The sequence below is a fragment of the Saccharothrix lopnurensis genome (assembly GCF_042658445.1).
GTDB lineage: Bacteria > Actinomycetota > Actinomycetes > Mycobacteriales > Pseudonocardiaceae > Actinosynnema > Actinosynnema lopnurensis.
On the sequence record NZ_JBHSQO010000034.1, the window covers coordinates 22,903 to 48,419 of the forward strand.

Consider the following 25,517-nt stretch of genomic DNA (forward strand, 5'->3'; position numbering starts at 1 on the left):
GTGTTCCGAGCGGCCGGTGTTCCACGTGGAACCACGCCGCACGACACGGTGGGGGCAGGCGAAGTGCTCCGCTCTGCGAGCAACGTGAACCCGGTAAACAACGTGGACCCGGCAGGAGACAGCACCGTGTGGACTCCCATCGCGGAAGAAGCGGCACGCGCGACTCGCGTCCTCCACCCCGACTCGCTCCAACTCCCCCGCCCAGCGCGTCGTCGCGTCTTCACCGTCGCCAACCAGAAGGGCGGCGTGGGCAAGACCACCAGCACGGTGAACGTGGCGGCGGCGCTCGCCATCCACGGGCTCAAGGTCCTCGTCATCGACCTCGACCCGCAGGGCAACGCGAGCACCGCGCTGGCCATCGAGCACCGCTCCGGCACGCCGTCGGTGTACGAGGTGCTGATCGGTGAGATCTCCGTCGCCGAGGCGGCGCAGGTCAGCAACCAGTCCCCCAACCTCTACTGCGTGCCCGCCACGATCGACCTCGCCGGCGCGGAGATCGAGCTGGTCTCGATGGTGGCCCGCGAGTCCCGCCTGAAGGAGGCCCTGAGCCCCGAGGCGCTGGACACGATCCAACCGGACTACGTGTTCATCGACTGCCCGCCGTCGCTCGGCCTGCTGACCGTCAACGCGATGGTGGCCGCGCAGGAGGTGCTGATCCCGATCCAGTGCGAGTACTACGCGCTGGAGGGGCTCGGGCAGCTGCTGCGCAACATCGAGCTGGTGCAGGCGCACCTGAACCCGACCCTGAACGTGTCCACCATCCTGCTCACCATGTACGACGGCCGCACGAAGCTGGCCGACCAGGTGACCAGCGAGGTGCGCGGCCACTTCGGCGACACGGTCCTCAGGACGGTCATCCCGCGCAGCGTGAAGGTGTCCGAGGCGCCGGGGTTCGGTCAGACGGTGCTCACCTACGATCCCGGTTCACGGGGTGCGATGAGCTACCTCGACGCGGCACGCGAGATCGCCGAGTACGGCGCGCGGATGGGGTCGGCATGACGGAACAGCGCAGGGGTGGCCTCGGTCGTGGTCTCGCGGCCCTGATCCCGAGCGGTCCCCCGCCGGGCGCGCCGGCGCCCGTCAGGGTGGCGTCGAACGGCGGGTCGTCCGCCCCCGTGCTGGACACCAACTGGCACACCACGACCTCCTCCCCCACCGGGGAGGTGGCCGGTGCGGTGTACCAGGAGCTGCCGGTCACCTCGATCCGCACGAACCCGAAGCAGCCGCGGCAGGTCTTCGACGACGAGGCGCTGCGCGAGCTGGAGCACTCGATCCGCGAGTTCGGGCTCATGCAGCCGATCGTGGTGCGCTCCACCGGGCCCGACTCCTACGAGCTCGTCATGGGCGAGCGGCGGTGGCGGGCGACCCAGCTGGCGGGGCTGAAGACGATCCCGGCGATCGTCCGGCAGACCGCCGACGACGTGATGCTGCGCGACGCGCTGCTGGAGAACATCCACCGCGTCCAGCTGAACCCGCTCGAAGAGGCGGCGGCCTACCAGCAGCTGTTGCAGGAGTTCGGCGTCACGCACGAGGAGCTGGCCGACCGCATCGGCCGCAGCCGCCCGGTGGTCACCAACACCATCCGGCTGCTGAAGCTCCCCCTCCCCGTGCAGCGGCGGGTGGCGGCCGGTGTGCTGTCCGCCGGGCACGCCCGCGCGCTGCTCGGTCTGGACGACCCGGGCGTGCAGGAGGAGCTGGCGACCCGGATCGTGGCGGAGGGCATGTCGGTCCGGGCGACCGAGGAGGCGGTGACCCTCGCGAAGGGCGTCGAGCCGGCCAAGGCGAAGCAGGCGCGGCGCAAGCCGATGCAGGCGCCGGGTCTCCAGGAGTTGGCCGAGCGGCTGTCGGACGACTTCGACACGCGGGTGAAGGTCGAACTCGGGCAGCGGAAGGGCCGGATCGTGGTCGAGTTCGGCTCCGTGGACGATCTTGAGCGGATCATCTCGATCATGTCACCGGAAGCGACAAATCGGACACGATCGGGCGACTAGGGATCACCCCGGGGACTTATGTCACGGTTACGATTGCGGCCCGTGTCCGAGTGGACACGGGCCGCAATCGGCTTTTCGGGATCGTCAGCGAGCCACCGCGCGCTCGACCAGACCGGCGTAGATCTCCCCGAGGGACCGGCCGGCCGCCTCGACCGCCATCGGCAGCAGCGAGGTCTCGGTCAGGCCGGGCGAGACGTTCACCTCCAGGAAGTGGACCGTGCCGTCGGGCGCCACGACGGCGTCCGTCCGCGACACGTCGCGCAGACCCAGCAGCCGGTGCGCCGACACCGCCAGCTCCCCGACCGCCTGCGCGGTCTTCTCGTCCAGCCGCGCCGGCGCGTGGAAGTCGGTCAGGCCCGCGGTGTACCGGGCGGTGTAGTCGTAGACGCCGCTCTCCGGCACGACCTCCACCGGCGGCAGGGCGAAGGGCCCGTCCGGGCCGTCCACGACCGCCACGGCCACCTCGACGCCCTCCACGTACCGCTCCGCCAGCACCGTGTCGCCGTAGGCGAGGCAGCCGACCATCGCGGCGGGCAGCTCGGCGGCGTCCCGCACCACCCGGGCGCCCAGCGCCGACCCGCCCTGGTCGGGCTTGAGCATCAGCGGCAGCCCGAGCCGGTCGACCATCGCGTCCAGCACGGGCTGCGCGCCCAGCTCCCGGAACGTCGCGTGCGGCAGCACGGCCCACTCCGGCGTGGCCAGGCCCGCGCGGGCCACCTCGCCCTTGGCGGTCGGCTTGTCCCACGCCCGGCGGCACGCGCGGGGGTCCGTGCCGACGAACGGCACGCCGAGGAGTTCCAGGATCGTCTGCACCGACCCGTTCTCCCCCTCGCCGCCGTGCAGCGCCACGACCACGGCGTCCGGCCGGTGCTCCTTCAGCCGGGTGAGCAGGTTCGCGTCGGCGTCCCACTCCTCCACGACCAGACCGACCGAGCGCAGCGCCGCGGAGAGCCTGCGACCGGACCGCAGGGACACCTCCCGCTCGTGCGAAAGGCCACCGGACAGCACTGCGACCCAGCGGTTGGACAACGTCTCTTCTCCTGATCAGGCGGTGTCGGGCGACGGGGTCTGGGGACCCCCGGAAGAACGCGACTCGACGGCGCGGTTCGGCGGCGTCGGGCCGAACGTCTCGTGCAGCTCCACCTCGTCCTTGATGACGTTCGCCAGCCGCCGCACGCCCTCGCGGATGCGCTCCGGCGTCGGGTAGCAGTACGAGATGCGCAGCTGGCGGCTGCCCAGGCCGTCGGCGTAGAAGCCGGTGCCCGACGCGTACGCGACGCGCTGGGTGACGGCCCGCGGCAGCATGGCCTTGGTGTCGATGCCCTCGGGCACGGTGATCCACACGTAGAACCCGCCGCTGGGTTTGTTCCACGTGGAACCGAGCGGCATGTGCTGCTCCAACGCGGAGATCGCCGCGTCGCGCCGCTCGCGGTACGCCTCGCGGTAGGTCTTGATCTGGCCCTTCCAGTCCTGGGTGGCCAGGTAGCGGGACACGATCATCTGGTTGAGCGTGGGCGGGCACAGCGTGGCCGACTCGGCCGCCAGCACCAGCTTCTCCCGCACGGCGTGCGGCGCGAGCACCCAGCCGACCCGCAGGCCGGCGGCGAAGGTCTTGGAGAACGAGCCGAGGTAGACCACGTTGTCCGGGTCGGTCGACCGCAGCGCCGGGTAGGTGACCCCGTCGAAGCCCAGCAGGCCGTACGGGTTGTCCTCGACCACCAGGATGCCGTGGGCGCGGCAGATCTCCAGGACTTCCGCCCGGCGCTGGACGGCGAGCGTCACGCCGGCGGGGTTGTGGAAGTTCGGGATCGTGTAGAGGAACTTGATCCGCCGGCCGGCCCGCCCGACCGCCGCGATCGCCTCGCGCAGGTTCTCCGGCACCAGGCCGTCCGCGTCCATGGCCACGTGCACGACCTGCGCCTGGTAGGCGGCGAACGAGCCGAGCGCGCCCACGTAGGACGGACCCTCGGCCAGCACCACGTCACCCGGGTCGCAGAAGATGCGGGTGACCATGTCCAGGCCCATCTGGGAGCCCACGGTGACCACCACGTCGTCCGGGTGGGCCTTGATGCCCTCCAGGGCCATGACCTCGCAGATCTGCTCGCGCAGCTCGGGCACGCCGTGCGCGCTGCCGTACTGGAGGGCCACCAGGCCCTCGGTGGCGATCAGGTCGCCCACCTCGGCGCTCAGCGAGTCGAGCGGGAGCGCCGCCAGGTGGGGCATCCCTCCCGCCAGGGACACCACCTCCGGCCGGCTCGCCACCGCGAACAGCGCCCGGATCTCCGATGCCGTCATGCCCGCCGTCCGCGCCGCGTATCGGCGCAGGTGGGGGTCGAGACTTCTGGCACCCTGCTTCGGGGGCTGATCGGGTAGGTTCACGGGGAACTCCGTTTGGTGGATTTACCGGCGGGTATGTTCCCGCCCGAGTGTAACGGCCGTCCCGTTCGGGGCATCTGCCTTCCGGGCCGGGGTCACAACCGCATATCCTCGTACGGGGTGTCCGCCGGGGGCTTGGAGGTCGGGGTGTCGCGTCGTGTTGTGGGCGTCACCTTGGACAACCTGGAGCACCTGGCCAAGCACAGCCGCACGTGCGTCTTCTGGGAGCTCGCGCCCCACCTGAAGGAGCAGGCCGAGGAGTTCGGCGACACCGAGTTCGAGAAGGAGGCATGGGTCTCCAGCGTCCTGCTCGAATGGGGTTCGTGCGGTCGGATCATCTACTGCGACGGCATCCCGGCGGGCTCGGTGTTCTACGCGCCCCCCGCGGCCGTGCCCCGCTCGCTGGCCTTCCCCACCTCCCCCGCCAGCCCCGACGCGGTGCTGATGACCGGCCTGGAGGTGCTGCCCGAGTTCCGCGGCGGCGGCCTCGGCCGGGTGCTGGTGCAGACCGTGGCGAAGGACCTGACCCGGCGCGGCGTGAAGGCGATCGAGGCGTTCGGCGACAACCGCCCGGACGAGGGCCAGAGCTGCGTGACGCCGGCCGACTTCCTGCTCCAGGTGGGCTTCAAGACCGTGCGGCCGCACCCCCGCTGGCCGCGTTTGCGGCTGGAGCTGCGCAGCGCGTCCTCGTGGAAGGAAGACGTCGAGGCGGCGCTGGAGCGGCTGCTCGGCTCCGTGACGGTGTCGACCGCCCCGGTCGCCGAGCCGAGCCTCCGTCCCGCCTGAACTGCCCGTTCCTCCTGCGGTCCTCTTCCCGCGCGTTGACGTACGCGCATGTGCCCGCACATGCGCGGGGCGGAGGCGGACGCGAGGCCCGGTTCCGCGTACGTGACCTCCGTCGGGAGCACGCCCGGGAGGGTGCGGGAGGCGCCGACCTCTCGGCGGAGTACCGCGCCGCGGGCATGTGACCCACCTGGCGGACAGCGGGCCCCCGCGTCCTCAATAAGATCGACTTCCGTGGACACCGGGGCGGAGATCCAGCGCGAAGTGCTCGCGGAGGTCGAGGGTCGGCGCGACTTCCAGCGGCTCCAGCGGATGCTGGAGGACTGGCAGGCGCGGGGCGTCCCGGCCGAGCTCCTGGCCGACGAGCTGACCGACCTCATGCTCGACCTGCGGGCCCAGAACCGGGCGGACGACGAGGACGCGGTGGGCCGGGTCCTGGACACCCTCGGCGGCTGGTGAGGCCCGGGGCCGGCGCGCGGCACCCCGAGGGGTGCCCGCCGGCCCCGGGGTGCTCAGCGCGCCTGGCCGAACGCCACCTCGTGCCGCACCAGGTCGTCCAGGGTGAAGGTGCCCGTGGGCTGGTCGTCCTTGCCCAGCAGGTACAGCCGCTTTACCGCGACCAGGATGCCCTCGGCCACCACGTCCCGGAACGACGGGTTCGCCAGCCGCTGCCGGTCGCCGGGGTTGGTCAGGTAGCCGACCTCGATGCGGACCGCCGTGCACCGGGTCATCCGCAGCATGTCCCACGTCTTGGCGTGCGCGCCGCAGTCCGGCAGCCCGGTCCGGGCCACGATCTCGCGCTGGATGATCCCGGCCAGCGCCTCGCCGACGGTGGACGTGGTGCCCGCGCCGCCGGTGCTGCCGAAGTGGAAGGTCGCCACCCCGGAGGCCAGGGGCGAGTGGTTGGCGTCGACGTGCAGCGACAGGATGAGGTCGGCGCCCGCCTCGTTGGCGAACCGGGCCCGCTCGCCCTCGTCGGGGTTGTTGCGCGGACCCCGCGTGAGCAGGGCCTCCATGCCGGTGGCGGCCATCTTGCCCTCCAGCAGCCTGGCCAGGTCCAGCATCAGGTCCGCCTCGGACACGCCGTCGACCACGACACCGCGGTCCTCGCCGCCGTGGCCCGGGTCGATGATGATGCGCTTGCCCGACAGCCTCGGCCCGGCCCGCCGGACCCGCTCCTGCTCGCGCAGGAACACCGGCCGGCCGCCGCGCACCTTGGGCTGGAGCTGGCGCAGCGCGCGCACCGTGTCCGGCCCGCACATGCCGTCGGAGACGAGGCCGTAGTCGCGCTGGAAGTTCTTCAGGGCCTGCTCGGTCTGCTGGCCGAACTCGCCGTTCGCGCGGCCCGCGTCGTAGCCCAGCTCCAGCAGGCGCTCCTGGAGGGCGGAGACGTCGTCACCGGTCACCGGCTGCGCCATCAGGAACGCGAGCGGGCGGTCGCCGAGCCGGTAGGTCGCGTCGCGCAGCGCGCGGTAGGTGGCCGGACCGACGACACCGTCGGTGATGAGACCCCGCTGCTGCTGGAACGCTCGCACGGCGTGCTCGACCGGGAGGTCGAACACCTGCGACGGCTGCGGATCGGACAGCAGGCCGAGCTTGGTCAGCGTGGCCCTGACCTCGGCGACGTCCGGTCCGAAATCCCCGCGGCGGAGTAGCGGCATGCACCCCTCGCTCAACTAGGCGCCGACGGGTGTCGACGCGGAACTTGACGCCTCATTGTGCCTTGCTCAACCGGCGCCCACTCGCGGGGCTACTGCGTGTGGTTACTGCTCCACGAACGAGTGACCCGCCCCTTCCCGGAAGAAGACGGACGGGTCACTCGAACGGTTGCTTCAGAGCACGTCGGACAGGTCCCTGAGCAGCGCGGCCTTCGGCTTGGCGCCCACGATCTGCTTCACCGGGCGACCGCCCTGGAACAGGATCATGGTCGGCACCGACATGATCTGGTAGTCGCGGGCGATCGAGGGGTTCGCGTCGATGTCGAGCTTCGCCACGGTGATCTTCTCGGCGTGCTCGGCGGCGATCTCCTCCAGGACCGGGGCGACCATCTTGCACGGGCCGCACCAGGTCGCCCAGAAGTCGACCAGGACCGGCTTCTCGCTGGTCAGCACGTCCTCGGTGAACGTCTGCGCGGACGTGACCACGGTGGAGCCTGCCATTGTGTTGTTCTCCTCTTCGGCGTGGGGTTCAGCTGGTGGTGACGGGCTCGCCGTAGCCGCCGCCGACGTGCTCGGCGGTGACCGCGGCCTCCGCCTCACCGTGCTCGGCGAGCCAGCGCTCCGCGTCGATCGCGGCGGAGCAGCCCGAGCCGGAGGCGGTGATGGCCTGGCGGTAGGTGTGGTCGACGAGGTCGCCCGCGGCGAACACCCCGTCCAGGTTCGTGTGCGTCGTGCGGCCCCGGACCTGGACGTAGCCCTCGTCGTCCAGCTCGACCTGGTCCGCGACCAGGGAGCTGCGCGGGTCGTGGCCGATGGCGACGAAGAACCCGGTGAACGGGTGCTCGCCCACCTCGCCGGTCCGGGTGTCGCGGACCTTCAGCCCGGACACCGAGTTCTCGCCCAGCACCTCGACGACCTCGGCGTGGAGCAGCCACTTGATCTTCTCGTTGCTCCGCGCCCGCTCCAGCATGATCCGGGAGGACCGGAAGTCCTCGCGGCGGTGGATGATCGTGACCGAACGGGCGAACTTGGTGAGGAAGGTGGCCTCCTCCATCGCCGAGTCGCCGCCGCCGACCACCGCGATGTCCTGGTCGCGGAAGAAGAAGCCGTCGCAGGTGGCGCAGGCCGACACACCGCGGCCGAGCAGCTCCTGCTCACCGGGCACGTTCAGGTAGCGGGCCGCCGCGCCCATGGCCAGCACGACCGCGCGCGCCGAGTAGCGCTTGCCGTTGGCCGTGACGTGCTTGACCGGGCCGTCGAGCTCCAGGGCGTCGACGTCCTCGGCGCGCAGCTCGGCGCCGAAGCGCTTGGCCTGCTCGCGCATCTGCTCCATCAGGTCCGGGCCCATGATGCCGTCGCGGAAGCCCGGGTAGTTCTCGACCTCGGTGGTGGTCATCAGCGCGCCGCCGTACTGGGAGCCCTCGAACACCAGCGGTTCGAGCTGGGCGCGTGCCGCGTAGACCGCCGCGGTGTACCCGGCGGGCCCCGATCCGACGATGATCAGGTTCCGAACGTCCGACACCCTCGACCTCCGTAAGTCGTCCCGGACCGGGGTCACCCGGCCCGGCTCTTCGCTCAACGGATCGTAGGGTGCGGTAATTCCGCACCGGTCGGGTGAGCTGGACTACGGTTCGATGGTGCTGTTGGCGAGCACGCCGTCGGGGTTGTCCGGGCCGCACGTGTCGGGGTCGACCACCACGATCCGGTAGGCGCCGGGCGAGCCACCCGGCAGGATCGCCATGACGGCCGGCTTCTCGTCCAGCGAGATCGGGCTGACGCCGAGCGGCTTGCCCGCCGTGATCCCCGCGCCGGCCAGGCACCCGGCCAGCTGGTCCTGGTTCTCCAGCGGGCCGTAGTTCTGGGCCTTGAGCACGTCGCCGAACACCGGGCCGAAGTTCTCGTCCCGCACCGCCAGGGGCGGCGCGTCACCGGGGCCCCCGCTGGCGGTGACCGGCGGGTTCGAGGGCGTCGCCCCGGCCACGCTGTCGGTGGCGCTGTTGTCCCGGGGCACCGTCAGCACGGCGATGCCGACCGCCGCGGCGGCCGCCACCAGGACGCCCGCGCCCAGGCCGAGGCGCTTGTTGCGCTTGGCGCGGGCGGCGGCGAGGTCGAGCACCGGCGCGGCGGGGCGGAACTCCTCGGCCGCCCGGCGGGCCTCCTGGGCCAGCGCCGCGTCGATCCGCTCGGCCACCTCGCGCGGCATCGGGATCGGCGGCGCGTCACGCAGTCCGCGCAGGTCGTGCAGCGTCGCGTCGAGCGCGGCCAGGACCTCCCGCGCCTCGGGGTCGTCCTCGACCAGGGGGCGCAGCTCGGCTTCGGTGCCGGGGTCCAGGACCCCGGCGTGCAGATCGGCCAGCAGGTCGACGGACCACGGCGGCCCCGAACGCCGCGCATTGCCGGTCATCGTTCCTCCCACTGACGTCCCTGTTGCACCTGCACATCGTTTCCTGGGACGTTCGCATCTGCACCCTGGTTCCGGAGGTGCCCCAGAACTTTGGCCAGCTTCGCCCGCCCGCGGGCGCAGCGCGACTTCACGGTTCCCTCCGCGATGCCGAGCATCCGCGCGGTCTCCGCCACCGAGTAGCCCTCCACGTCGACCAGCACGATCGGGGCGCGCTGCTCCTCCGGCAGCTCGTTCAGGGCGTCCCGGATGATCAGCCGGGTCTCCCGCTCGGCCATCGCGTCGCGCGGCGCGACCGGCTCGCCGGGACCGGCCTCGGGCAGCGGCACGGTCGGTCTGGTTTGTCGCCGCCGCATCCGGTCCAGGCAGGCGTTCACCACTATTCGGTGCAGCCACGTCGTGACCTGCGACTCGGCGCGGAAGCTGCCCGCGGCCCGGAAGGCGGAGATGAACGCCTCCTGCAACGCGTCGGCCGCTTCCTCGGGATCGCGCAGGGTGCGCAGGGCGACGGCCCACATCCGGTCCCGGTGCCTGCGCACCAGCTCCGAGAAGGCGTGCGGGTCACCGGCGGCGTGCGCCGCGATCAGGGCTGCGTCCGAGCTGGCTGCGGCGGTCACGCGAAAGAGGGTATCGGTGCTGCCCCGGCGCGGTCCGATCACCCGTGCGGGGAGGCGCGCCCACCGCGGTCGGGCACGCCGGTCAGCGGGCCTACTGGGCCCGCGTGTAGACCAGTTCCGCGATCTCCGACTTGTTGTTGCGGCCGCTGCCCGCCAGCTTCGTCACCCACACCAGGACGTGCTGGGCCGGGTCGTGGTCGTTCAGCTGGATCTGGGTCTGCCCCGCCGACAGGGTCGCGGTCCCGATGACCCTCGTCTCCTCCAGCGGCGCGTCCGGCGCCCCGGCCACCCGGATCTCCACCACCGTGCCCTCGCTGGGCGAGGTGATGGTCACCGACGCCAGCTTGACCGGCTCGGCGAAGCCCGCCATCAGCCCGATCCCCGGCTTGAGCGCCGGGAACGGCTGGAAGTAGTTCTCGGTCTGCCACACCGTGGTCGGGTTGCCGTCGGCCGCGCGGCTGGACCGGTTGGCGTTGTCCGGCTGGTTGGTCACGTCGTACACGCCGACCGACGCGGGCTGCACCGGTCCCGCCGGCCGCGGCGCGGGTGGCGCCGGCTGGCCGCTCTGCCCCGGCTCGGCCGACTGCCCGATCACCACGGTCGGCCCGCCGCCGCCGGTCGGCTCGTCGCTGAAGAAGCTCACGATCTGGAAGCTCAGCCAGGCGATCACGCCGAGCGTGGCCACCGCCAGCACGGCCACGCTGATCATCAGCTTGCGCTTCTGCTCCTTGCCGCGCACCGGCCGCTGCGTGGTCCACACCGCGCCGTCGTCCGCGTCGCCGCCGGGCACCGGGTCGATCATCGCGGTCTGCGCCTCGGACGAGGAGATCTGGTCGAGCACCTGGAGGATCGCCGCGCTGGTCCGGATACCGCCGACGCTGGTGTCCTCCAGGCTGCGCACCGCCACCGACGACAGCTCGTGCGGCACGTACGGGTGGATCGCGCTCGGCGCGAGCACCGCCCCGTCCGGCCCGGTCGGGGCCACCGGCACGCTCTCCGGGCCGCCCGGCAGCGCCCACTTGCCGGTGAGCAGCAGGTACAGGACCGCGCCGAGGCCCTTCACGTCGTCGCGCGCGATCGCGTCCGGGCGCGGGCCGGGGAACGCCAGCCGCAGCCGGCCGTCCGGCGTGACCCGGATGCGCTGCGGGTGGTCGGCGCCCAGCACCAGGCCCGCGTGGTGCGCGCCCTCGATGGCGGCGCCGAGCGGTTCCAGCAGCCTGGTCGCCGCGCCCGCCTGGAGCGGGCCCTTGGCGATCAGCGCCACGAGCTCCGAGCCCTGGGTCCACTCGGCCACGACGATGCCGAGGATGCCGTCACCGAGCTGAATCCCGGCACCGGGCGTGAGCACGTCGATCACCCGGGCGACGCCCGGGTGGGTGAAGCTGGCCGCGTGCGTGGCGCGTTCGGTGATCCGCTTGGCGCGCGCCACCGAAGCCTGGTCGGCCGGGTTGCCCACCAGGACGGTCAGCGCCACGTCCCGGTTGAGCTGCCCGTCGCGGGCCCGCCACAGCTCCGCGTCGCACCGGCGGTCCACTCCGGACGCTTCCAGCAGCCGGTAGCGGCCGCCACCGATCACCCCGCCGGGGACCAGCGAGGTGTTCTGGATCGGGCCGCTGCTCACGGCCCTGAGAGTACGGGAACGGGGCGCACCGCAGCGGTCACCGACGGCCCACCAAACGACTGATCTTGTCCAGGGCGGGCTTCACCTCGGGCACCTTGAACAGCGCCAGCAGCGCGAAACTCAGCGGCAGGCCCACCGCGCCCTGGATCACGAGCTCCACCCAAGCGCCCGTCACGCGGGATTCGATTCCCAGTCCTTGGACGGCGAGCCAGGCGAGACCGGTGGCCGCGCCGAACGCGATCGCCGACGCCACCACCGTGAGGCAGAGGGTCCACGCCGTGTAGCCCGTGCGCAGCCGGCCCAGCCGGACCCGCAGCCACACCTGGCCGACCAGCGCGCCCACCACGAAGCTCAGCGACATCGCGACCGACACGCCCACGGCCAGCTTGTCCGGCGGCGAGAACTCCAGGAACGCGTAGAGCAGCCCGATCCGCGCCACCACGATGACGGCCTGGATCACCGTGGGCGTCCGGGCGTCCTTCAACGCGTAGAACACGCGCAGCTGGAGCAGCGTGATCGCGTACGGGACCAGGCCGAACGCCGACAGCGCCAGCGCCGTGCCGATCGCCTCGCCGCCCTCGACCCCGGACTCGCCGTGCGCGAACACCGCCAGGCCGATCGACACGCCGGCCACCGTCAGCAGCGCGCTGAACGGCATCAGCAGGATCGCCGACATCCGGTTGCCGAACGACAGGTCGCCGACCAGCGCGCCCGTGTCGTTCGCCGCCGCCGCGCGGCTCATCCGCGGCATCAGCGCGGTCAGCAGCGACACGCCCAGCACGCCGTAGGGCACCTGCGCGATCAGCCACTGCATGTTGTAGACGGTGATCGCGCCCTTGTCGTTGGTCGCGACGCGGGTCAGCACGACCATGCTCACGAACCCCAGCGCCACGTACAGCAGCACCCAGAACGCCAGCCCGCCGAACTCGGCCAGCCTGCGGTCCCAGCCCCAGCGCCAGCGGAACCGAAACCCGGTCCGCCGCATCGCGGGCAGCAGGACCAGCGCCTGGAGCGCCACGCCCGCCATCGTGCCCAGGCCCAGGACCAGGAGCTTCGGCTGCCCCATCTGGACCGGGTCGAGCGAGATCTCCCCCGGCACCGCCCAGTAGACGGCCAGCGTCACGATCACCACGACGTTGTTCAGCACCGGCGCCCAGGTGGGCAGGCCGAACACGTTCCGGGTGTTGAGGATCGCGCCCAGCAGCGCGGACAGGCCGTAGAACACGATGCCCGGCAGCACCAGGTAGGCGAACGCGGTGACCAGCGCCGGGTTGGCGTCCGACGAGGAGTCGATGAACAGCGCGGTCAGCAGCGGCGCGCAGGCGATCGCGATGGCCGTGCCGATGCCCAGCACCACCGCGGCCATGGTGATCAGCCACTGCGCGTACGACTCGCCGCCGTCGCCGTCCTCCTTCTCGGCGCGCACCAGCAGCGGGATGGCCACGCTGGTCAGCACGCCGCCGAGCAGCAGCTCGTTGATCATCGTGGGCAGCGTGGTCGCGACCTGGTAGGAGTCGTTGAGCACGTTGATGCCGATCACCGAGACCAGCAGCAGCTTGGACAGCAGTCCCGAGGCGCGGCTGACGATCGTGGCGAGGGCCATGGAGCCGCCGGCACGGGCCAGCGACGGCGCGTTCTGCTGCTGTTCCTGCTGGGTCACCGTTGTTCCGCTCAACTCGTGCTCGACTTCTCCGGCGTGATGCCGCCGGCGTCGTCCGGCACCCGCACGGCGGCCGCCCGCGCCGCCCGCACCCGGCGGTAGATGCGCCGGGCGGACAGCAGGACCAGCGCGGCGCCCGCCAAGCCGGTGATGACGACGGTGATCGTCCCGTACACCGAGGACGACACCTCCAACCGGGCCCGTTCACCGAGCTCGACCCCGCTGGCCGTGACCAGCCGGACGTGCACCGGGAACCGCCCGGACCGCTGCACCTCCACCTGCACGGGCACCAGCCGGTCGCCGCGCGCGGGCAGCTGGTACACCTGCTCGTCCCGGGCGTCGATGCCCGGTGTGTCCTCGATCACCACCCGCACGGTCACCCGCACGTCCAGCCGGTTCTTCACCGACAGCGGGATCGGGCTGTCCCCGGAGCCGAGCAGGATCGGGCTGTTCGGCTCGGTGACCGTGACCTGGCTCAGCAGCCCGTCGACCTGCTCGCGGCCGACGGCCAGCGCGGTGCGCGCGCCGGCCTCGTTGCCGCGCCACGCCCCGGACACCGCGCGCAGCAGGTCCAGCCGCAGCGGGTCGACCAGGTCGGCGGGCTCGGCCGAGGCCGCGTCCTGCTGGCTCATCGAGTCGGCCAGCAGCCGCACCTCGTCCCAGGAGGCGGCCACCTCGGCGGTCACCGCGGGCGGCACCTCGCGCGCGCCCGACTCGACCGGGTAGCTCAGGGCGGCCGTTTGCTCGGGCGTGCCCGCGAGCAGCGAGCCCAGTCCGACCGGCGTGGCGAACCCGTCGCCGACCAGGGACTCCGTCGTGCGGATGAGGGTCTCCACCTCGCCGTTCGGCGCGTTCCAGCGGCGCGGGGGCGCGAGCACCACGTGCTGGCCGGTGCTCTGGAAGGCGGTCCGGAAGGTCAGCGCGGCCAGCGCGTTCTGCACCGACACCGGGCGCGTCTCGGTCGGGGTGGTCACGCCCGCCACCGGCCGGGTCTCCGCCGCGCCCCGGAGCGCGTCGGACACCATCCCGTCGATGCGGACGGCCTTGACGGTCCGGTCCTCGGCGGCGGCGTTCCCGTCCCCGGGGCTGCCGGGGTCGGGGTCGGCGGCGGGGTCGGTGGTGCCGTCGGCGGGGGCGGCCGGCGTGGTGGCCGGGGTGCTCTTCGGGGTGCCGTCGCCGTCGTCCGGGCTGTCGCCCGGGTCGCCCGCGTCGAGCCGGACCGGCCCGGTGCCGGGCGTGCCCGCCACCGCCGACTGGTCGAGCACGAGCGAGGTGACGCCGCCCGCGACCAGGTCGTCCAGCGCCTGCTGGTCGAGCACGCCGTCCTCGGGCCAGGTCAGGCCCTCCGTCGGCTGCACCTCCAGCACCTCTCGCACGACGTCCGCGCCGGCCAGCGCCAGCCGGCCCAGGTCGGTGAGCCGGGCGCGGGACAGCGCGACCACGTCCGCGCCCGCGTCCGGCAGCGCGATCACGCACCGGCCGCTCGCCGACAGCTTCAGCTGCGACAGCCACAGCTCGGCCTCGCCCTCGCCCCGGCCCGCACCCTGGCCGCGCACCTCGTAGCCCTCGGCCATGGCGGCGACCGTGCGCAGCAGGTCCGGGTCGACGGCCAGGCACACGCCCTGCCCCAGCCGGCTGTTCAACGCCGACTGGTAGCCCTTGAGCAGGCCCCACAGGCGACCGCGCATGGCCAGCGAGTCCGCCAGCTCGTCGTCGGTGAGCACGGTCGGGTTCGTGCCGGCGATCCGCGGCCGGTCGGCCAGCGGCCACAGCACGGTGACCTTGGCCGGGTTCGCGGGCGGCGCGGGCGGCGCGCCGCCGGGCACCGACAGGACCGGCAGCAGCGTGCTCAGCGCGGCCAGCCGGGCCCGGCCGCCGAAGTCGGGGGTGCCGTTGATGTTGGCCAGGATCGGGTAGATGCCCGGCTCCTCGACCTGGAGCGAGGTCCGGCCGGCGCCGCGCAGCGGCACGGTCAGCTCGAACGGCTTGGACTCGTCCCGCTCCAGGCGGTCCACGATCGGGGTGAACGAGGGCTGCACGAACTCCGCGTCGGCGGGTTCCCGCAGCGCCTGGCGGACGTCGGCCTCGTCGGTCAGCGCCTCGCCGCGCTCCAGGCGCAGCTCGATGTCCTCGATGAACCGGTCGCCGACGTTGACGACCTTGCCGCGGATCCGGACCGAGTCCGTGCCCGCCGTGACCACCCGCGGGTGCAGGTCCTCCACGTCCAGGCGCAGGTAGACCTGCGACTGCTGGCCGGGTTGGCCGGTCACCGCCCGGGTGGCCCACACCTGGGTGGCGGGGGCCGGTCGGACCGGCAGCCTGCCGTCCTGGGGCGCCGCGTGCGCGGGTGAGGTGACCATGACCAACCCGGCCACCGCGAGTGCGGCCAGCAGCCGTTTCACGCCGACTCCGCTCCATCCGTCCGGTACCCGGTCGTGCGGTACCCCGTGTTCTGGTACCCGGCGCCGTCGCACCGGGTGCTGTCGTGCTGCGTGCTGTCGTGCTGCGTGCTGTCGCGCTCGGCGATCAGCTCGGCGGCGCGGCGCACCAGCCGGCGCTCGTCCGCGTAGGCGAGCCGCTCGTCCAGTTCGCCAAGGGGCACCCACGCCACCTCGGTGACCTCCACGTCTTCGTCGGACAGCTCACCGCCCAGCGCCTCCAGCAGGAAGTGGTGGACGGTCTTGTGCACCCGCCGGTCCTCGGCGACGAACCAGTAGTCGATCGAACCCAGCGGCCGGAGCACCCTGCTATGAATACCGGTCTCCTCGGCGACCTCGCGCACCGCGGTCTGCTCCGCGGTCTCACCGGCCTCGATGTGCCCCTTGGGCAGGGACCACAGCAGGCGCCCGCGCCGGTCCAGCCGCCCGATGACGGCGGCCGCGCGCCGCTGGAAGTCCAGCACCAGCCCACCCGCCGAGGTCTCGTCGACGGTCTTCAGCCGACGGCCCCGGCGCCGGTTGCGGCGCCTCGGCTTGGGACCGCCGGAGCGACCGGACGACTGGGGCATGGTCCCGATCGTAATGCGGACCAGCGATTACGGGGCGTGGCGGTCATGTTGCACAGGGTCGTTCACGCTCGGCCCCGCCGGTCGCGGGCCCGGATCGGCCCGGGGAGGTCGCGTGGTGGTCGCGCGGTCCCCGGCGCCCGGTGGGCGACGCGATCTCGTTCGGGCGAGGGGCGCGCGCCCAGTACCCTGGCTCCCCGTGTCCGGATCGAACGTCCCCACCGCACCCAGCCCCACCGGGCAGGACAATGCCGTGGTGGAACTGCTGAGCGCCTCACCCGTCGTCGAAGAGCTGGCCGCCCGCTTCGACGCGGCCGGTCACCGCCTCTACCTGGTGGGCGGCAGCGTGCGGGACGCCGTGCTCGGGCGCCTGTCCGGCGACCTCGACTTCACCACCGACGCCCGGCCCGACCGGATCACCGCCCTGCTCAAGGGCTGGGCGGACGCGATCTGGGACACCGGCATCGCGTTCGGCACGGTCGGCGCGACCAAGCACGGGCGGACCGTCGAGGTCACCACGTTCCGCGCCGAGACCTACGACGGCGTCAGCCGCAACCCCGAGGTGACCTTCGGCGACACCGTCGAGGGCGACCTGGTCCGCCGGGACTTCACCGTCAACGCCATGGCCTACGACGTGGTCAACCGCGTGCTCATCGACCCGACCGACGGCCGGGGGGCGCTGCGCGACCGGGTCCTGGACACGCCGGCCACCCCGCAGGAGTCGTTCTCCGACGACCCGCTGCGGATGCTGCGCGCCGCCCGCTTCGTCTCCCAGCTGGGCTTCCGGGTGGCGCCGCGCGTCCGCGAGGCGATGACCGCGATGGCCGGCGAGCTCGGCCGCATCACCGCCGAGCGCGTCCAGGTCGAGGTGTCCAAGCTGCTCACCGGCGAGCACCCACGCGCGGGCGTGGAGCTCGTGGTCGACACCGGGCTGGCCGACGTCGTGCTGCCCGAGCTGCCCGCGATGAAGCTGGAGATCGACGAGCACCACCAGCACAAGGACGTCTACCACCACTCCCTGGTGGTCCTGGAGCAGGCGATCGACCTGGAGGACGGGCCCGAGCCGGACCTGGTGCTGCGCCTCGCGGCCCTGCTGCACGACATCGGCAAGCCGGGCACGCGGCGGTTCGAGGAGGGCGGCGGGGTCTCGTTCCACCACCACGAGGTGGTCGGCGCGAAGATGGTCCGCAAGCGTTTGCGCGCCCTGAAGTACGCCAAGGACATCACCGAGGACGTCGCCCAGTTGGTGTACCTCCACCTGCGCTTCCACGGCTACGGCACCGGGGAGTGGACCGACTCGGCGGTGCGCCGGTACGTGACCGACGCGGGCCCGGTGCTGTCGCGCCTGCACAAGCTCGTCCGGGCCGACTGCACCACCCGCAACAAGCGCAAGGCCAACGCCCTCCAGCGCACCTACGACGACCTGGAGCGCCGCATCGAGCGGATCGCCGCCGAGGAGGACCTCCGGCGCGTCCGGCCCGACCTGGACGGCAACGAGATCATGCGGCTGCTCGGCCTCCCGCCGGGCCCGCTGGTCGGCCGGGCGTGGAAGTTCCTCAAGGAGCTGCGCCTCGACCGGGGGCCGCTCGACCACGACGAGGCCGTCGCGGAACTGCTCGCGTGGGCGCGGGCGGAGGGTGTGGAGCCGCCAACCGGTTGCCCTTGATGACCTATCCGGGTCGTTTCCCTTGGCCAGTGACAGCCCGTTGCGGGACCATGACTGTGTGCGTCAGACGCGCACTGGGGGTGGTGTCGCATGAACGCTTGGGGATTGTCCGAGGGGGGCACCCGGGTGCAGGGGCCGGAAACGTTGACCGATCGGCAGCGGGCGGTGCTGCGGTGCCTGGCCCGCGGGTTGGCCGATCACGAGATAGCGCGGGTGCTGGCGATCAGCCACATCCAGGTGGGGGTGGTGGTCGTCGAGATCCTGAGAGCGCTGAACCTGCGCGACCGGATGGCCGCGGTGGTCTACGCCCACGAAACGGGGATGATCCGCCTGCCGCTGCCGCGCTGAGCCCGGCGCGGGGGACGTCACCCCGGTGCCGTCCCCCGCCTGCTCAGCAGCAGGTAACCGGCGAGACCGAGCAGGTACGCCACCGTCGCGGCGACCACCAGGCCGGCCGACCGGCCGTCCAGGGGCACCACGGCCGCCGCGGCGGTGACGGCGGCCACCTGCATGACGTTGAACAGCGTGTCGTACAGGGCGAACACCCGGCCGCGGACCTCGTCGCCGATGTCGCCCTGCACGGCCGCGTCCACGCACAGCTTCACCACCTGGCCCGCGAAGGTCAGCAGGAACGACGCGGCCAGCGTGGTCGGCAGCAGCATCGGCAGGCCCAGCCCCAGCTGGGTGACCGCGGCCAGCAGCAGCGCGGCGCACACCGCGCCGCGCCGGCCCAGCACGTCCACCAGGCGGTCGGTGACCAGTCCCGCGAGCAGGATGCCCGCGCCGCCCGCGACGGCGACCTCGCCCAGCCCGGCCATGCCCGCCTTGAACGGGCCGAAGTCGGTGAAGGTGTTGCGCATCAGCAGCAGCGTGAGCAGCAGCGACGCGCCGAACGCGGCCCGGTGCGCGAGCAGCGCGAGCAGCGCCGCCGCCACGCTCGGCGTCCGCCAGACCGCCCGCGCGCCGTCCAGCAGGCCCCTGGCGACCGCGGTGGCCGTGCGATCGGGCTCCACCACCTCGTCGGGGCCCAGGGCGCCGGGCCGGAAGCGGGACGCCAGCCACGCGGCCAGCAGCGAGCCCAGCAGGGCGAACGCCGTGGTCGACGCCGAACCGCCGTCGCCCGCGCCGAACAGGCCCCGCAGCGCGACCGCGCAGCCCGCGCCCGTCACGGCGGCCAGCGCGCCGAGCGTGGCGGCGAACGCGTTGGCCTCGACCAGGTGGTCCTGGTCGACCACGTGCGGCAGGGACGCGGACAGGCCCGAGCCGACGAACCGGCTCACCCCGGTGACCAGCAGCGCCGCCGCGTAGAGCGGCACGCCGTCCAGCCCGAGGGCGACGGCGGCGGCGGTGAGCACGACGAACAGGCCGCGGGTGAGGTTCGCCGCCACCAGCACCCGGCGGCGGTCCCACCGGTCGAGCAGGGCGCCCGCGAACGGGCCGACCACCGAGTACGGCAGCAGCAGCACGGCGAACCCGGCGGCCACGGCGAGCGGGTCGGCGTGGCGCTCGGGGTTGAACAGCACCGCGCCCGCGAGACCCGCCTGGAACAGGCCGTCGCCCCACTGGGCGGCCAGCCGGGAGGCCAGCAGCCTGCGGAACCGCGCCGCGGCGAGGAGCCTGCGGGTGCCGAGGTGGTGCTGTGCCGCGGTGCTCCCGGCGGTGGTCACGAGTTTGAGCCTCTGCCTCTCGTCGGCCTGGTCCCGGTCGGTCCGCCGGCCCGGTGGCCCGGTGGCAGCGGACCGCGGGGCGGTCGTGGCGCACGACCGCCGGGGAAAACCGCGAAGGCCGGACCCTTTCGGGCCCCGCCCCCTCGCCGCCCCGCCCCCCCGGTGCCAGGCGCCCGGTCGCCTCTCGGCGCTTCGCGCTGCGCGGCTCCAGCCGGACGGTATTCCGCGAAGGCGGTTTTGAGTGGGCCCGGGGGACTCGATGGCGCCTGACGGGTCGTACAACGACAACGGTAACCCGGATGTTCCCCGCCGAGTGCGTCGCAGCGGATCTGGGATCATGCTCATCGTGCGCCCTGATGTCGACGTCGAACCGGGTTCCCTGCTGGTCGCGGCACCGAGCCTGACCGACTCGAACTTCCGCCGCACGGTGGTCTACGTCATCGACCACCGGGACGGGGGAACCCTCGGCGTCGTGCTGAACCGGCCCAGCGAGGTGGCGGTCGACGACGTGCTGCCCGCGTGGGGGCCCCACGTCACCCGGCCGCAGGCGGTCTACATCGGCGGCCCGGTGGAGCAGAAGACGGCGCTGTGCCTCGCGGCCCTGCGCACCGGCGAGGACATGGGTTCACTCGAAGGCGTGGTTGGCGTGCACGGTCCGGTGGCGCTGGTCGACCTGGACGCGGACCCGGACGCCCTCGCGCCGAAGGTGCGCGGCCTGCGCGTGTTCGTCGGCTACGCGGGCTGGGGCGAGGGCCAGTTGGCGGGCGAGGTCTCCCGCGGCGACTGGATCGTGGTCAAGGGCCTGCCGGACGACGTCCTCACCCCGCCGAACGTCGACCTGTGGGGCCGCGTCCTCCGCCGCCAGGGCCTGCCCAACGCCCTGCTGGCCACCTACCCCACCGACATCCGCCGCAACTGACCCGCGCGAGTCGTACGTCCAGACCCCGCGAGTCGTACGTCCAGGACCACCGTGTCGTACGTCCAGGACCCCCGAGTTCAACGTTCAGAACCCCCGGGAGGGGTCGCGAACACTGAATTCGGGGGTCCTGGACGTACGACTCGCGAGGTCTGTAGGTACGACTCGCGGGGGTTAAGCCTTGGTCAGGATGTTGCAGGCGCCGGCGCAGGCGCAGCCGCCGCACCCGCCGGCCGGCTCCGGCTCGGGCAGCGCCGCGGCCGCCCGGTGACCCGCCAGGCCGCCGGCCACCGCCAGGGCCACGGCGCCGACCAGGCCGATCAGGCTCACGACCAGGGCCGTCGCCGGGGTCGGGGCGAACAGCACGACCACGCCGCACACCAGCGCGACCGCGCCCGCACCCACGTTCGGCACCCCGGCGACCCGGTTGGCCAGCGCGAACGCCTCGTCGTCGCGCAGCGCCGCCTTCGTGCGCACGCCGACGAGGGGGTTGCGGCGCAGCCGCCCGCGCAGGCCCAGCGAGCCGATCGCGGCGAAGGCGACACCGACCAGACCGAGCACCACAGCCAGCAGGATGTTCACCCTGACGAGGGTAGGCCGCACCCCCGCCCCCGCCCGAACCAACCCCGACGTGAGGTTCGTTGCAGTTCGCTTGCGCCGCGCTGATACCGTGGGAGGCATGAGCAAGGCCCGCCTGCTCCTTAGTTAGCCGCGCAGACCTCGCAGGGCCAGGTCGGCGCGGCAACCCCTCATGCCCGGAACAGGGCTGGGGGGTTTCGTCATGTCAGGGGCAGGTACCGATGGAGAGGGACATCCCGATGAGCACCGACGCGGCGGACGAGAAGCCCGCCTTCCGCTACACCGCCGAACTGGCCGGCGAGATCGAGCAGCGGTGGCAGCAGCGCTGGGAGGAGCAGGGCACCTTCCACGCGCCCAACCCGGTCGGTCCGCTCCAGGGCGACGTGCCCGCGGACAAGCTGTTCGTGCAGGACATGTTCCCCTACCCGTCGGGCGCCGGCCTGCACGTGGGCCACCCGCTGGGCTTCATCGGCACGGACGTCTTCGCCCGGTACCACCGGATGAACGGCCGCAACGTGCTGCACACGATGGGCTTCGACGCCTTCGGCCTGCCCGCCGAGCAGTACGCCGTGCAGACCGGCCAGCACCCGCGCAAGACCACCGAGGACAACATCCAGACCTACCTGCGGCAGATCCGCAGGCTGGGCCTGGGCCACGACGAGCGCCGCCGCATCTCCACGATCGACCCGGCCTACTACCGGTGGACCCAGTGGATCTTCCTGCAGATCTACAACTCCTGGTACGACGCGCGGCTGCGCCGGGCCCGGCCGATCGCCGAGCTGGAGGCCGAGTTCGCCTCCGGTGAGCGCGAGACCGGCGGCGCGCCGTGGGCCGACCTGACCGGCGCCGAGCGGCAGAAGCTGCTGGGCCGCCACCGCCTGGCCTACCTGTCCGAGGCGCCGGTGAACTGGTGCCCCGGCCTGGGCACCGTGCTGGCGAACGAGGAGGTCACCTCGGACGGCCGCAGCGAGCGCGGCAACTTCCCGGTGTTCCGCCGCAACCTGCGCCAGTGGATGATGCGGATCACCGCCTACTCCGACCGGCTGATCGACGACCTGGAGCGGCTGGACTGGCCGGAGAAGGTCAAGTCGATGCAGCGGAACTGGATCGGCCGCTCCCACGGCGCGCGCGTGCGCTTCGCCGTCGGCGAGCACGACATCGAGGTCTTCACCACCCGCCCCGACACGCTGTTCGGCGCCACGTACCTGGTGCTGGCCCCGGAGCACACGCTGGTCGACGTCATCACCGCGCCCGAGCGGGCCGGGGAGATCGCGGACTACCGGCGCGAGGTGGCCCGCAAGTCCGAGCTGGACCGGCAGGAGAACAAGGAGAAGACCGGCGTCTTCACCGGCGCCCACGCCACCAACCCGGCCAACGGCTCCCGGCTGCCCGTGTACGTCGCGGACTACGTGCTGATGGGCTACGGCACCGGCGCGATCATGGCGGTGCCCGGCCAGGACCAGCGCGACTGGGACTTCGCCAAGGCGTTCGACCTGCCGGTCGTCCGCACCGTCCAGCCGCCGGAGGACTTCGAGGGCGAGGCGTTCACCGGCCAGGGCCCGGCGATCAACTCCGGCTTCCTGGACGGCCTGGGCGTGGACGAGGCGAAGCGGCAGGTCATCGCCTGGCTGGAGGGGCAGGGCCGCGGCGAGGGCACCGTGCAGTTCAAGCTGCGCGACTGGCTGTTCTCCCGGCAGCGGTACTGGGGCGAGCCGTTCCCGATCGTCTACGACGAGGACGGCACGCCGATCGCCGTGCCGGAGTCGATGCTGCCGATCGAGCTGCCGGACGTGGACGACTACTCGCCGCGCACGTTCGAGCCGGAGGACGCGAACTCCGAGCCGTCACCGCCGCTGTCGCGCGCCGAGGACTGGGTGACCGTCGAGCTGGACCTGGGCGACGGCCCGAAGAGGTACCGCCGGGAGACCAACACCATGCCCAACTGGGCGGGTTCGTGCTGGTACCAGCTGCGGTACGTGGACCCGACCGAGGACCAGCGGTTCGTCAACGCCGAGAACGAGCGGTACTGGCTGGGCCCGCGCGACGCCGAGCACGGGGCGGACGACCCGGGCGGCGTCGACCTGTACATCGGCGGCGTGGAGCACGCGGTGCTGCACCTGCTGTACGCGCGGTTCTGGCAGAAGGTGCTGTTCGACCTGGGCCACGTGTCCGCCGACGAGCCGTACCGGCGGCTGTTCAACCAGGGCTACATCGAGGCGTACGCGTACCGCGACCCGCGCGGCACCCCCGTGCCCGCCGAGCAGGTGGAGGAGCGCGACGGCCGGTACTTCTTCGAGGGCGAGGAGGTGCGCCGCGAGTACGGCAAGATGGGCAAGAGCCTGAGGAACGTCGTCACGCCGGACGAGATGTGCGACAAGTACGGCGCGGACACGTTCCGGCTGTACGAGATGTCGATGGGCCCGATGGACGTGTCGCGGCCGTGGGCGACGAAGGACGTCGTCGGCGCGCAGCGGTTCCTCCAGCGGCTGTGGCGCAACCTGGTCGACGAGGCCACGGGCGAGCTGCGCGTCACCGACGGGGAGCCGGGCGAGGACGCGCTGCGCCTGCTGCACAAGACCATCGCGGGCGTCCACGACGACTACGCGAACCTGCGCTACAACACGGCGGGCGCGAAGCTGATCGAGCTGAACAACCACGTCACCAAGCACTTCCCGGGTGGGGCGCCGCGCGCGCTGGCCGAGCCGCTGGCGCTGATGCTGGCCCCGCTGAGCCCGCACGTGGCCGAGGAGCTGTGGGCCAGGCTGGGCCACGGCGAGTCGCTGGCGCACGGCCCGTTCCCGGCCGCGGACGAGTCCTACCTGGTCGAGGACACCGTGGAGTACCCGATCCAGGTCAACGGCAAGGTGAAGGCCCGCGTGGTCGTCGCCGCGTCGGCGTCGCAGGACGAGGTCCGGGCGGCGGCGCTGGCCGAGGAGAAGGTGGTCGAGCTGCTGAACGGCGGCGAGCCGCGCAAGGTGATCGTGGTGCCCGGCCGGCTGGTGAACCTGGTGCTGTGAGGTGGTCGGGGCGGGTCCGCCGGACCCGCCCCGGTGCGTCACGGCCGCGGTAGCTGGGCGGCGACCTCGGCCAGCGCGTCGAGCAGCTCGGGGTCGACCGACCCGGCCGCCGGTTCCGCCTCGGCGATGGCGATCGTGGTGTCCCGGATCTCCGACCAGTAGTGGGCGGCGGTGAACGACACCTCGGCCATGCCGGTCAGCGCGGTGCTGAGGGGCCGCACGTCGCCCGAGCCGTGCGAGCCGATCACCCGGTCGAACTGCCGCGCCTGGTTGCGGCCGGGGAACGTCACCCACGCGACCGACACCACCGAGGCGTTGCCCGCCCCGTCGCCCACGGCCAGCAGCAGCCGGTCCAGGGCCGTGCACGGGTTGCGCGCGAAGAAGTTCCGGACCTCGCCGAACGAGTTCTCCAGGCAGTCCGGCTCCTGCTTGAGCGCCTGCTTGTCGATGCGCACGCCCAGGTGCCGCATCGCGCCCTCGGTGTCGCCGCCGCGGGCCGACCGCTTCGCGTCCCACTTGAGCACGCCGACGCTGGTCACGGGCGCCACGCCACCGGCGCCGCCCGCGCCCGAGTTCAGCGCCGCGCCGCCCGCGCCGCCGGCCCCGGCCAGGACGACCAGCACCGCGGCGACCAGGGCGACGCCTCCGCCGCCCGATCCCTTGTTCGAGCCCACGATGATCCGCCCCGGGGTCGCCACGTCGTTTCGGTCGCCCCATGCAACCCCGTTCCTCGCGGTCCGGTTGCGCCCGATCGGGGAAAAGCCCTCGAACGGACCAGCAGGTGTGCCCGGAAGTCGCAGCTCACCGTCGCGCAGGGAGACCCATATCGCCCAACAGGTCGGCCAGCATGGAGTCGAACAGGGGTTCCGGGTCGGCCACCGCGAAGGGGAAGCGCCCGAACACCTCCAGGGCCACGTGCCCGTACAGGCGCACCCAGGACTGGGTGATCCGGTAGACCACGCCGAGGGTGAGCACGCCCTCGTCCACCTCGACGCCCTGCTCGTGGACCGTGGTCACCAGCACCTGCCGGAACGCCGCCAGGTCGGCGTGCAGCTCGGCGGGGACGTCCGCGTCGAGGCCCGGGGCCGGCGGGTGGGCCGCGATGAGCCTCCCGGCGACCCGGAGGAACACCCGGCCGAACTGGTCGCCCACCTGGCCCGCGGCGCCGGCCTCGCACGAGCCGATCTGCGCGTCGGCCGAGGCGAACACCAGCGCGAACTCCTGCGGGTGGCCCAGCCCCCAGCGCCGGAAGCCCCGGCACACCGCGTAGACCTGCGCGGTCACGTCGTCCTCCGGCAGCCCGAGCAGGTCGGCGTCGAGCTCGCGGGCCAGGTCGGTGCAGATGTCGTCGGCGAGCCTGAGCAGCAGGTCCTCGCGCGAGTCGTAGTACCGGTAGAGCGCGGGCGCGGTGACGCCGAGCTCCCGGGCGATGGCACGCAACGTCACGGCGTCCCGGCCGTGCTCCACGAGCAGGGCGCGGGCCTGGCGCCGGATGTCGCGTTCGGTCTCGGCGCGTAGCCGTTCTCGGCGGGTGGCCTCGGTCATACGTCACCCAATCGGG

At 72.8% G+C, this 25,517-nt stretch carries 23 protein-coding genes; 8 read left to right on the top strand and 15 right to left on the bottom strand.

The window, feature by feature from the left end; genetic code table 11:
- The first annotated feature begins 84 nt into the window (after positions 1 to 84).
- Together ACFP3R_RS26485 and ACFP3R_RS26490 are read left to right on the top strand one after the other, a co-directional pair.
- A complete protein-coding gene (locus tag ACFP3R_RS26485; RefSeq protein WP_380639442.1) occupies positions 85 to 999 on the top strand; it encodes a ParA family protein in 915 nt (304 codons plus the stop codon).
- A complete protein-coding gene (locus ACFP3R_RS26490) occupies positions 996 to 1,991 on the top strand; it encodes a ParB/RepB/Spo0J family partition protein (protein WP_380639444.1) in 996 nt (331 codons plus the stop codon). Before ACFP3R_RS26485 ends, ACFP3R_RS26490 begins: the two co-directional genes overlap by 4 nt.
- A gap of 84 nt (positions 1,992 to 2,075) precedes the next feature.
- Here the strand turns inward: ACFP3R_RS26490 and ACFP3R_RS26495 are convergent, their stop codons facing one another.
- The gene (locus ACFP3R_RS26495) at positions 2,076 to 3,020 is read right to left on the bottom strand and encodes a D-alanine--D-alanine ligase family protein (RefSeq protein ID WP_380639446.1); all 945 of its coding nucleotides are present in this window, start codon (positions 3,018 to 3,020) and stop codon (positions 2,076 to 2,078) included.
- 15 nt (positions 3,021 to 3,035) lie between these two features.
- On the bottom strand, positions 3,036 to 4,370 hold the full coding sequence (locus tag ACFP3R_RS26500) for an aminotransferase-like domain-containing protein (protein ID WP_380639448.1): 1,335 nt from the start codon (positions 4,368 to 4,370) through the stop codon (positions 3,036 to 3,038).
- Between the two features lie 144 nt (positions 4,371 to 4,514).
- Here ACFP3R_RS26500 and ACFP3R_RS26505 point away from each other — a divergent pair, with 144 nt between their 5' ends.
- Complete coding sequence (locus ACFP3R_RS26505; protein ID WP_380639450.1) at positions 4,515 to 5,153, top strand: GNAT family N-acetyltransferase; 639 nt, start codon at positions 4,515 to 4,517, stop codon at positions 5,151 to 5,153.
- 231 nt (positions 5,154 to 5,384) lie between these two features.
- Entirely contained in the window at positions 5,385 to 5,609 is a 225-nt protein-coding gene (locus ACFP3R_RS26510) for a hypothetical protein (RefSeq protein ID WP_380639452.1), read from the top strand.
- 53 nt (positions 5,610 to 5,662) lie between these two features.
- On the opposite strand, the gene ACFP3R_RS26515 is transcribed toward ACFP3R_RS26510, so the two are convergent.
- The 9 genes from ACFP3R_RS26515 to ACFP3R_RS26555 form a co-directional block, all read right to left on the bottom strand.
- Entirely contained in the window at positions 5,663 to 6,811 is a 1,149-nt protein-coding gene (locus ACFP3R_RS26515) for an N-acetylmuramoyl-L-alanine amidase (RefSeq protein WP_380639454.1), read from the bottom strand.
- Between the two features lie 171 nt (positions 6,812 to 6,982).
- Positions 6,983 to 7,309, bottom strand: a complete 327-nt coding sequence (trxA, locus tag ACFP3R_RS26520) for a thioredoxin (RefSeq protein ID WP_380639456.1) — start codon at positions 7,307 to 7,309, stop codon at positions 6,983 to 6,985.
- A gap of 28 nt (positions 7,310 to 7,337) precedes the next feature.
- A complete protein-coding gene (gene trxB / locus ACFP3R_RS26525; protein ID WP_380639458.1) occupies positions 7,338 to 8,330 on the bottom strand; it encodes a thioredoxin-disulfide reductase in 993 nt (330 codons plus the stop codon).
- A gap of 102 nt (positions 8,331 to 8,432) precedes the next feature.
- Positions 8,433 to 9,212, bottom strand: coding sequence for an anti-sigma factor family protein (locus tag ACFP3R_RS26530; RefSeq protein ID WP_380639460.1), 780 nt, complete (start codon positions 9,210 to 9,212; stop codon positions 8,433 to 8,435).
- On the bottom strand, positions 9,209 to 9,826 hold the full coding sequence (gene sigM, locus ACFP3R_RS26535) for an RNA polymerase sigma factor SigM (protein ID WP_380639462.1): 618 nt from the start codon (positions 9,824 to 9,826) through the stop codon (positions 9,209 to 9,211). The genes ACFP3R_RS26530 and sigM overlap by 4 nt, the downstream gene beginning before the upstream one ends.
- Positions 9,827 to 9,917: 91 nt before the next feature.
- Positions 9,918 to 11,447, bottom strand: coding sequence for a protein kinase family protein (locus ACFP3R_RS26540; RefSeq protein WP_380639464.1), 1,530 nt, complete (start codon positions 11,445 to 11,447; stop codon positions 9,918 to 9,920).
- 37 nt (positions 11,448 to 11,484) lie between these two features.
- Positions 11,485 to 13,107 (bottom strand): murein biosynthesis integral membrane protein MurJ, encoded by a 1,623-nt coding sequence (gene murJ, locus ACFP3R_RS26545; protein WP_380639466.1) that lies wholly within the window; start codon positions 13,105 to 13,107, stop codon positions 11,485 to 11,487.
- Positions 13,108 to 13,118: 11 nt separating this feature from the next.
- A complete protein-coding gene (locus tag ACFP3R_RS26550) occupies positions 13,119 to 15,509 on the bottom strand; it encodes a DUF6049 family protein (protein WP_380639468.1) in 2,391 nt (796 codons plus the stop codon).
- Complete coding sequence (locus ACFP3R_RS26555; protein ID WP_380639470.1) at positions 15,506 to 16,114, bottom strand: NUDIX hydrolase; 609 nt, start codon at positions 16,112 to 16,114, stop codon at positions 15,506 to 15,508. Before ACFP3R_RS26555 ends, ACFP3R_RS26550 begins: the two co-directional genes overlap by 4 nt.
- Positions 16,115 to 16,127: 13 nt before the next feature.
- Between ACFP3R_RS26555 and ACFP3R_RS26560 the strand changes: the two genes are divergently transcribed.
- The gene (locus ACFP3R_RS26560) at positions 16,128 to 17,777 is read left to right on the top strand and encodes a CCA tRNA nucleotidyltransferase (RefSeq protein ID WP_380639539.1); all 1,650 of its coding nucleotides are present in this window, start codon (positions 16,128 to 16,130) and stop codon (positions 17,775 to 17,777) included.
- Between the two features lie 90 nt (positions 17,778 to 17,867).
- On the top strand, positions 17,868 to 18,125 hold the full coding sequence (locus tag ACFP3R_RS26565) for a helix-turn-helix domain-containing protein (protein WP_380639472.1): 258 nt from the start codon (positions 17,868 to 17,870) through the stop codon (positions 18,123 to 18,125).
- Between the two features lie 17 nt (positions 18,126 to 18,142).
- Here the strand turns inward: ACFP3R_RS26565 and ACFP3R_RS26570 are convergent, their stop codons facing one another.
- Complete coding sequence (locus ACFP3R_RS26570) at positions 18,143 to 19,444, bottom strand: MFS transporter (protein ID WP_380639474.1); 1,302 nt, start codon at positions 19,442 to 19,444, stop codon at positions 18,143 to 18,145.
- A gap of 337 nt (positions 19,445 to 19,781) precedes the next feature.
- Here ACFP3R_RS26570 and ACFP3R_RS26575 point away from each other — a divergent pair, with 337 nt between their 5' ends.
- Positions 19,782 to 20,363, top strand: coding sequence for a YqgE/AlgH family protein (locus ACFP3R_RS26575; protein WP_380639476.1), 582 nt, complete (start codon positions 19,782 to 19,784; stop codon positions 20,361 to 20,363).
- 171 nt (positions 20,364 to 20,534) lie between these two features.
- Here ACFP3R_RS26575 and ACFP3R_RS26580 read toward each other — a convergent pair whose 3' ends face one another.
- On the bottom strand, positions 20,535 to 20,942 hold the full coding sequence (locus tag ACFP3R_RS26580) for an SdpI family protein (RefSeq protein ID WP_380639478.1): 408 nt from the start codon (positions 20,940 to 20,942) through the stop codon (positions 20,535 to 20,537).
- Positions 20,943 to 21,178: 236 nt separating this feature from the next.
- Here ACFP3R_RS26580 and leuS point away from each other — a divergent pair, with 236 nt between their 5' ends.
- Positions 21,179 to 23,956: a leucine--tRNA ligase gene (gene leuS, locus ACFP3R_RS26585; RefSeq protein ID WP_380639480.1), complete on the top strand. Its 2,778-nt coding sequence runs from the start codon at positions 21,179 to 21,181 to the stop codon at positions 23,954 to 23,956.
- A 38-nt stretch (positions 23,957 to 23,994) separates the two neighbouring features.
- On the opposite strand, the gene ACFP3R_RS26590 is transcribed toward leuS, so the two are convergent.
- A complete protein-coding gene (locus ACFP3R_RS26590; protein ID WP_380639482.1) occupies positions 23,995 to 24,654 on the bottom strand; it encodes a hypothetical protein in 660 nt (219 codons plus the stop codon).
- Positions 24,655 to 24,757: 103 nt separating this feature from the next.
- The gene (locus ACFP3R_RS26595) at positions 24,758 to 25,501 is read right to left on the bottom strand and encodes a TetR/AcrR family transcriptional regulator (protein WP_380639484.1); all 744 of its coding nucleotides are present in this window, start codon (positions 25,499 to 25,501) and stop codon (positions 24,758 to 24,760) included.
- Positions 25,502 to 25,517: the final 16 nt, after the last annotated feature.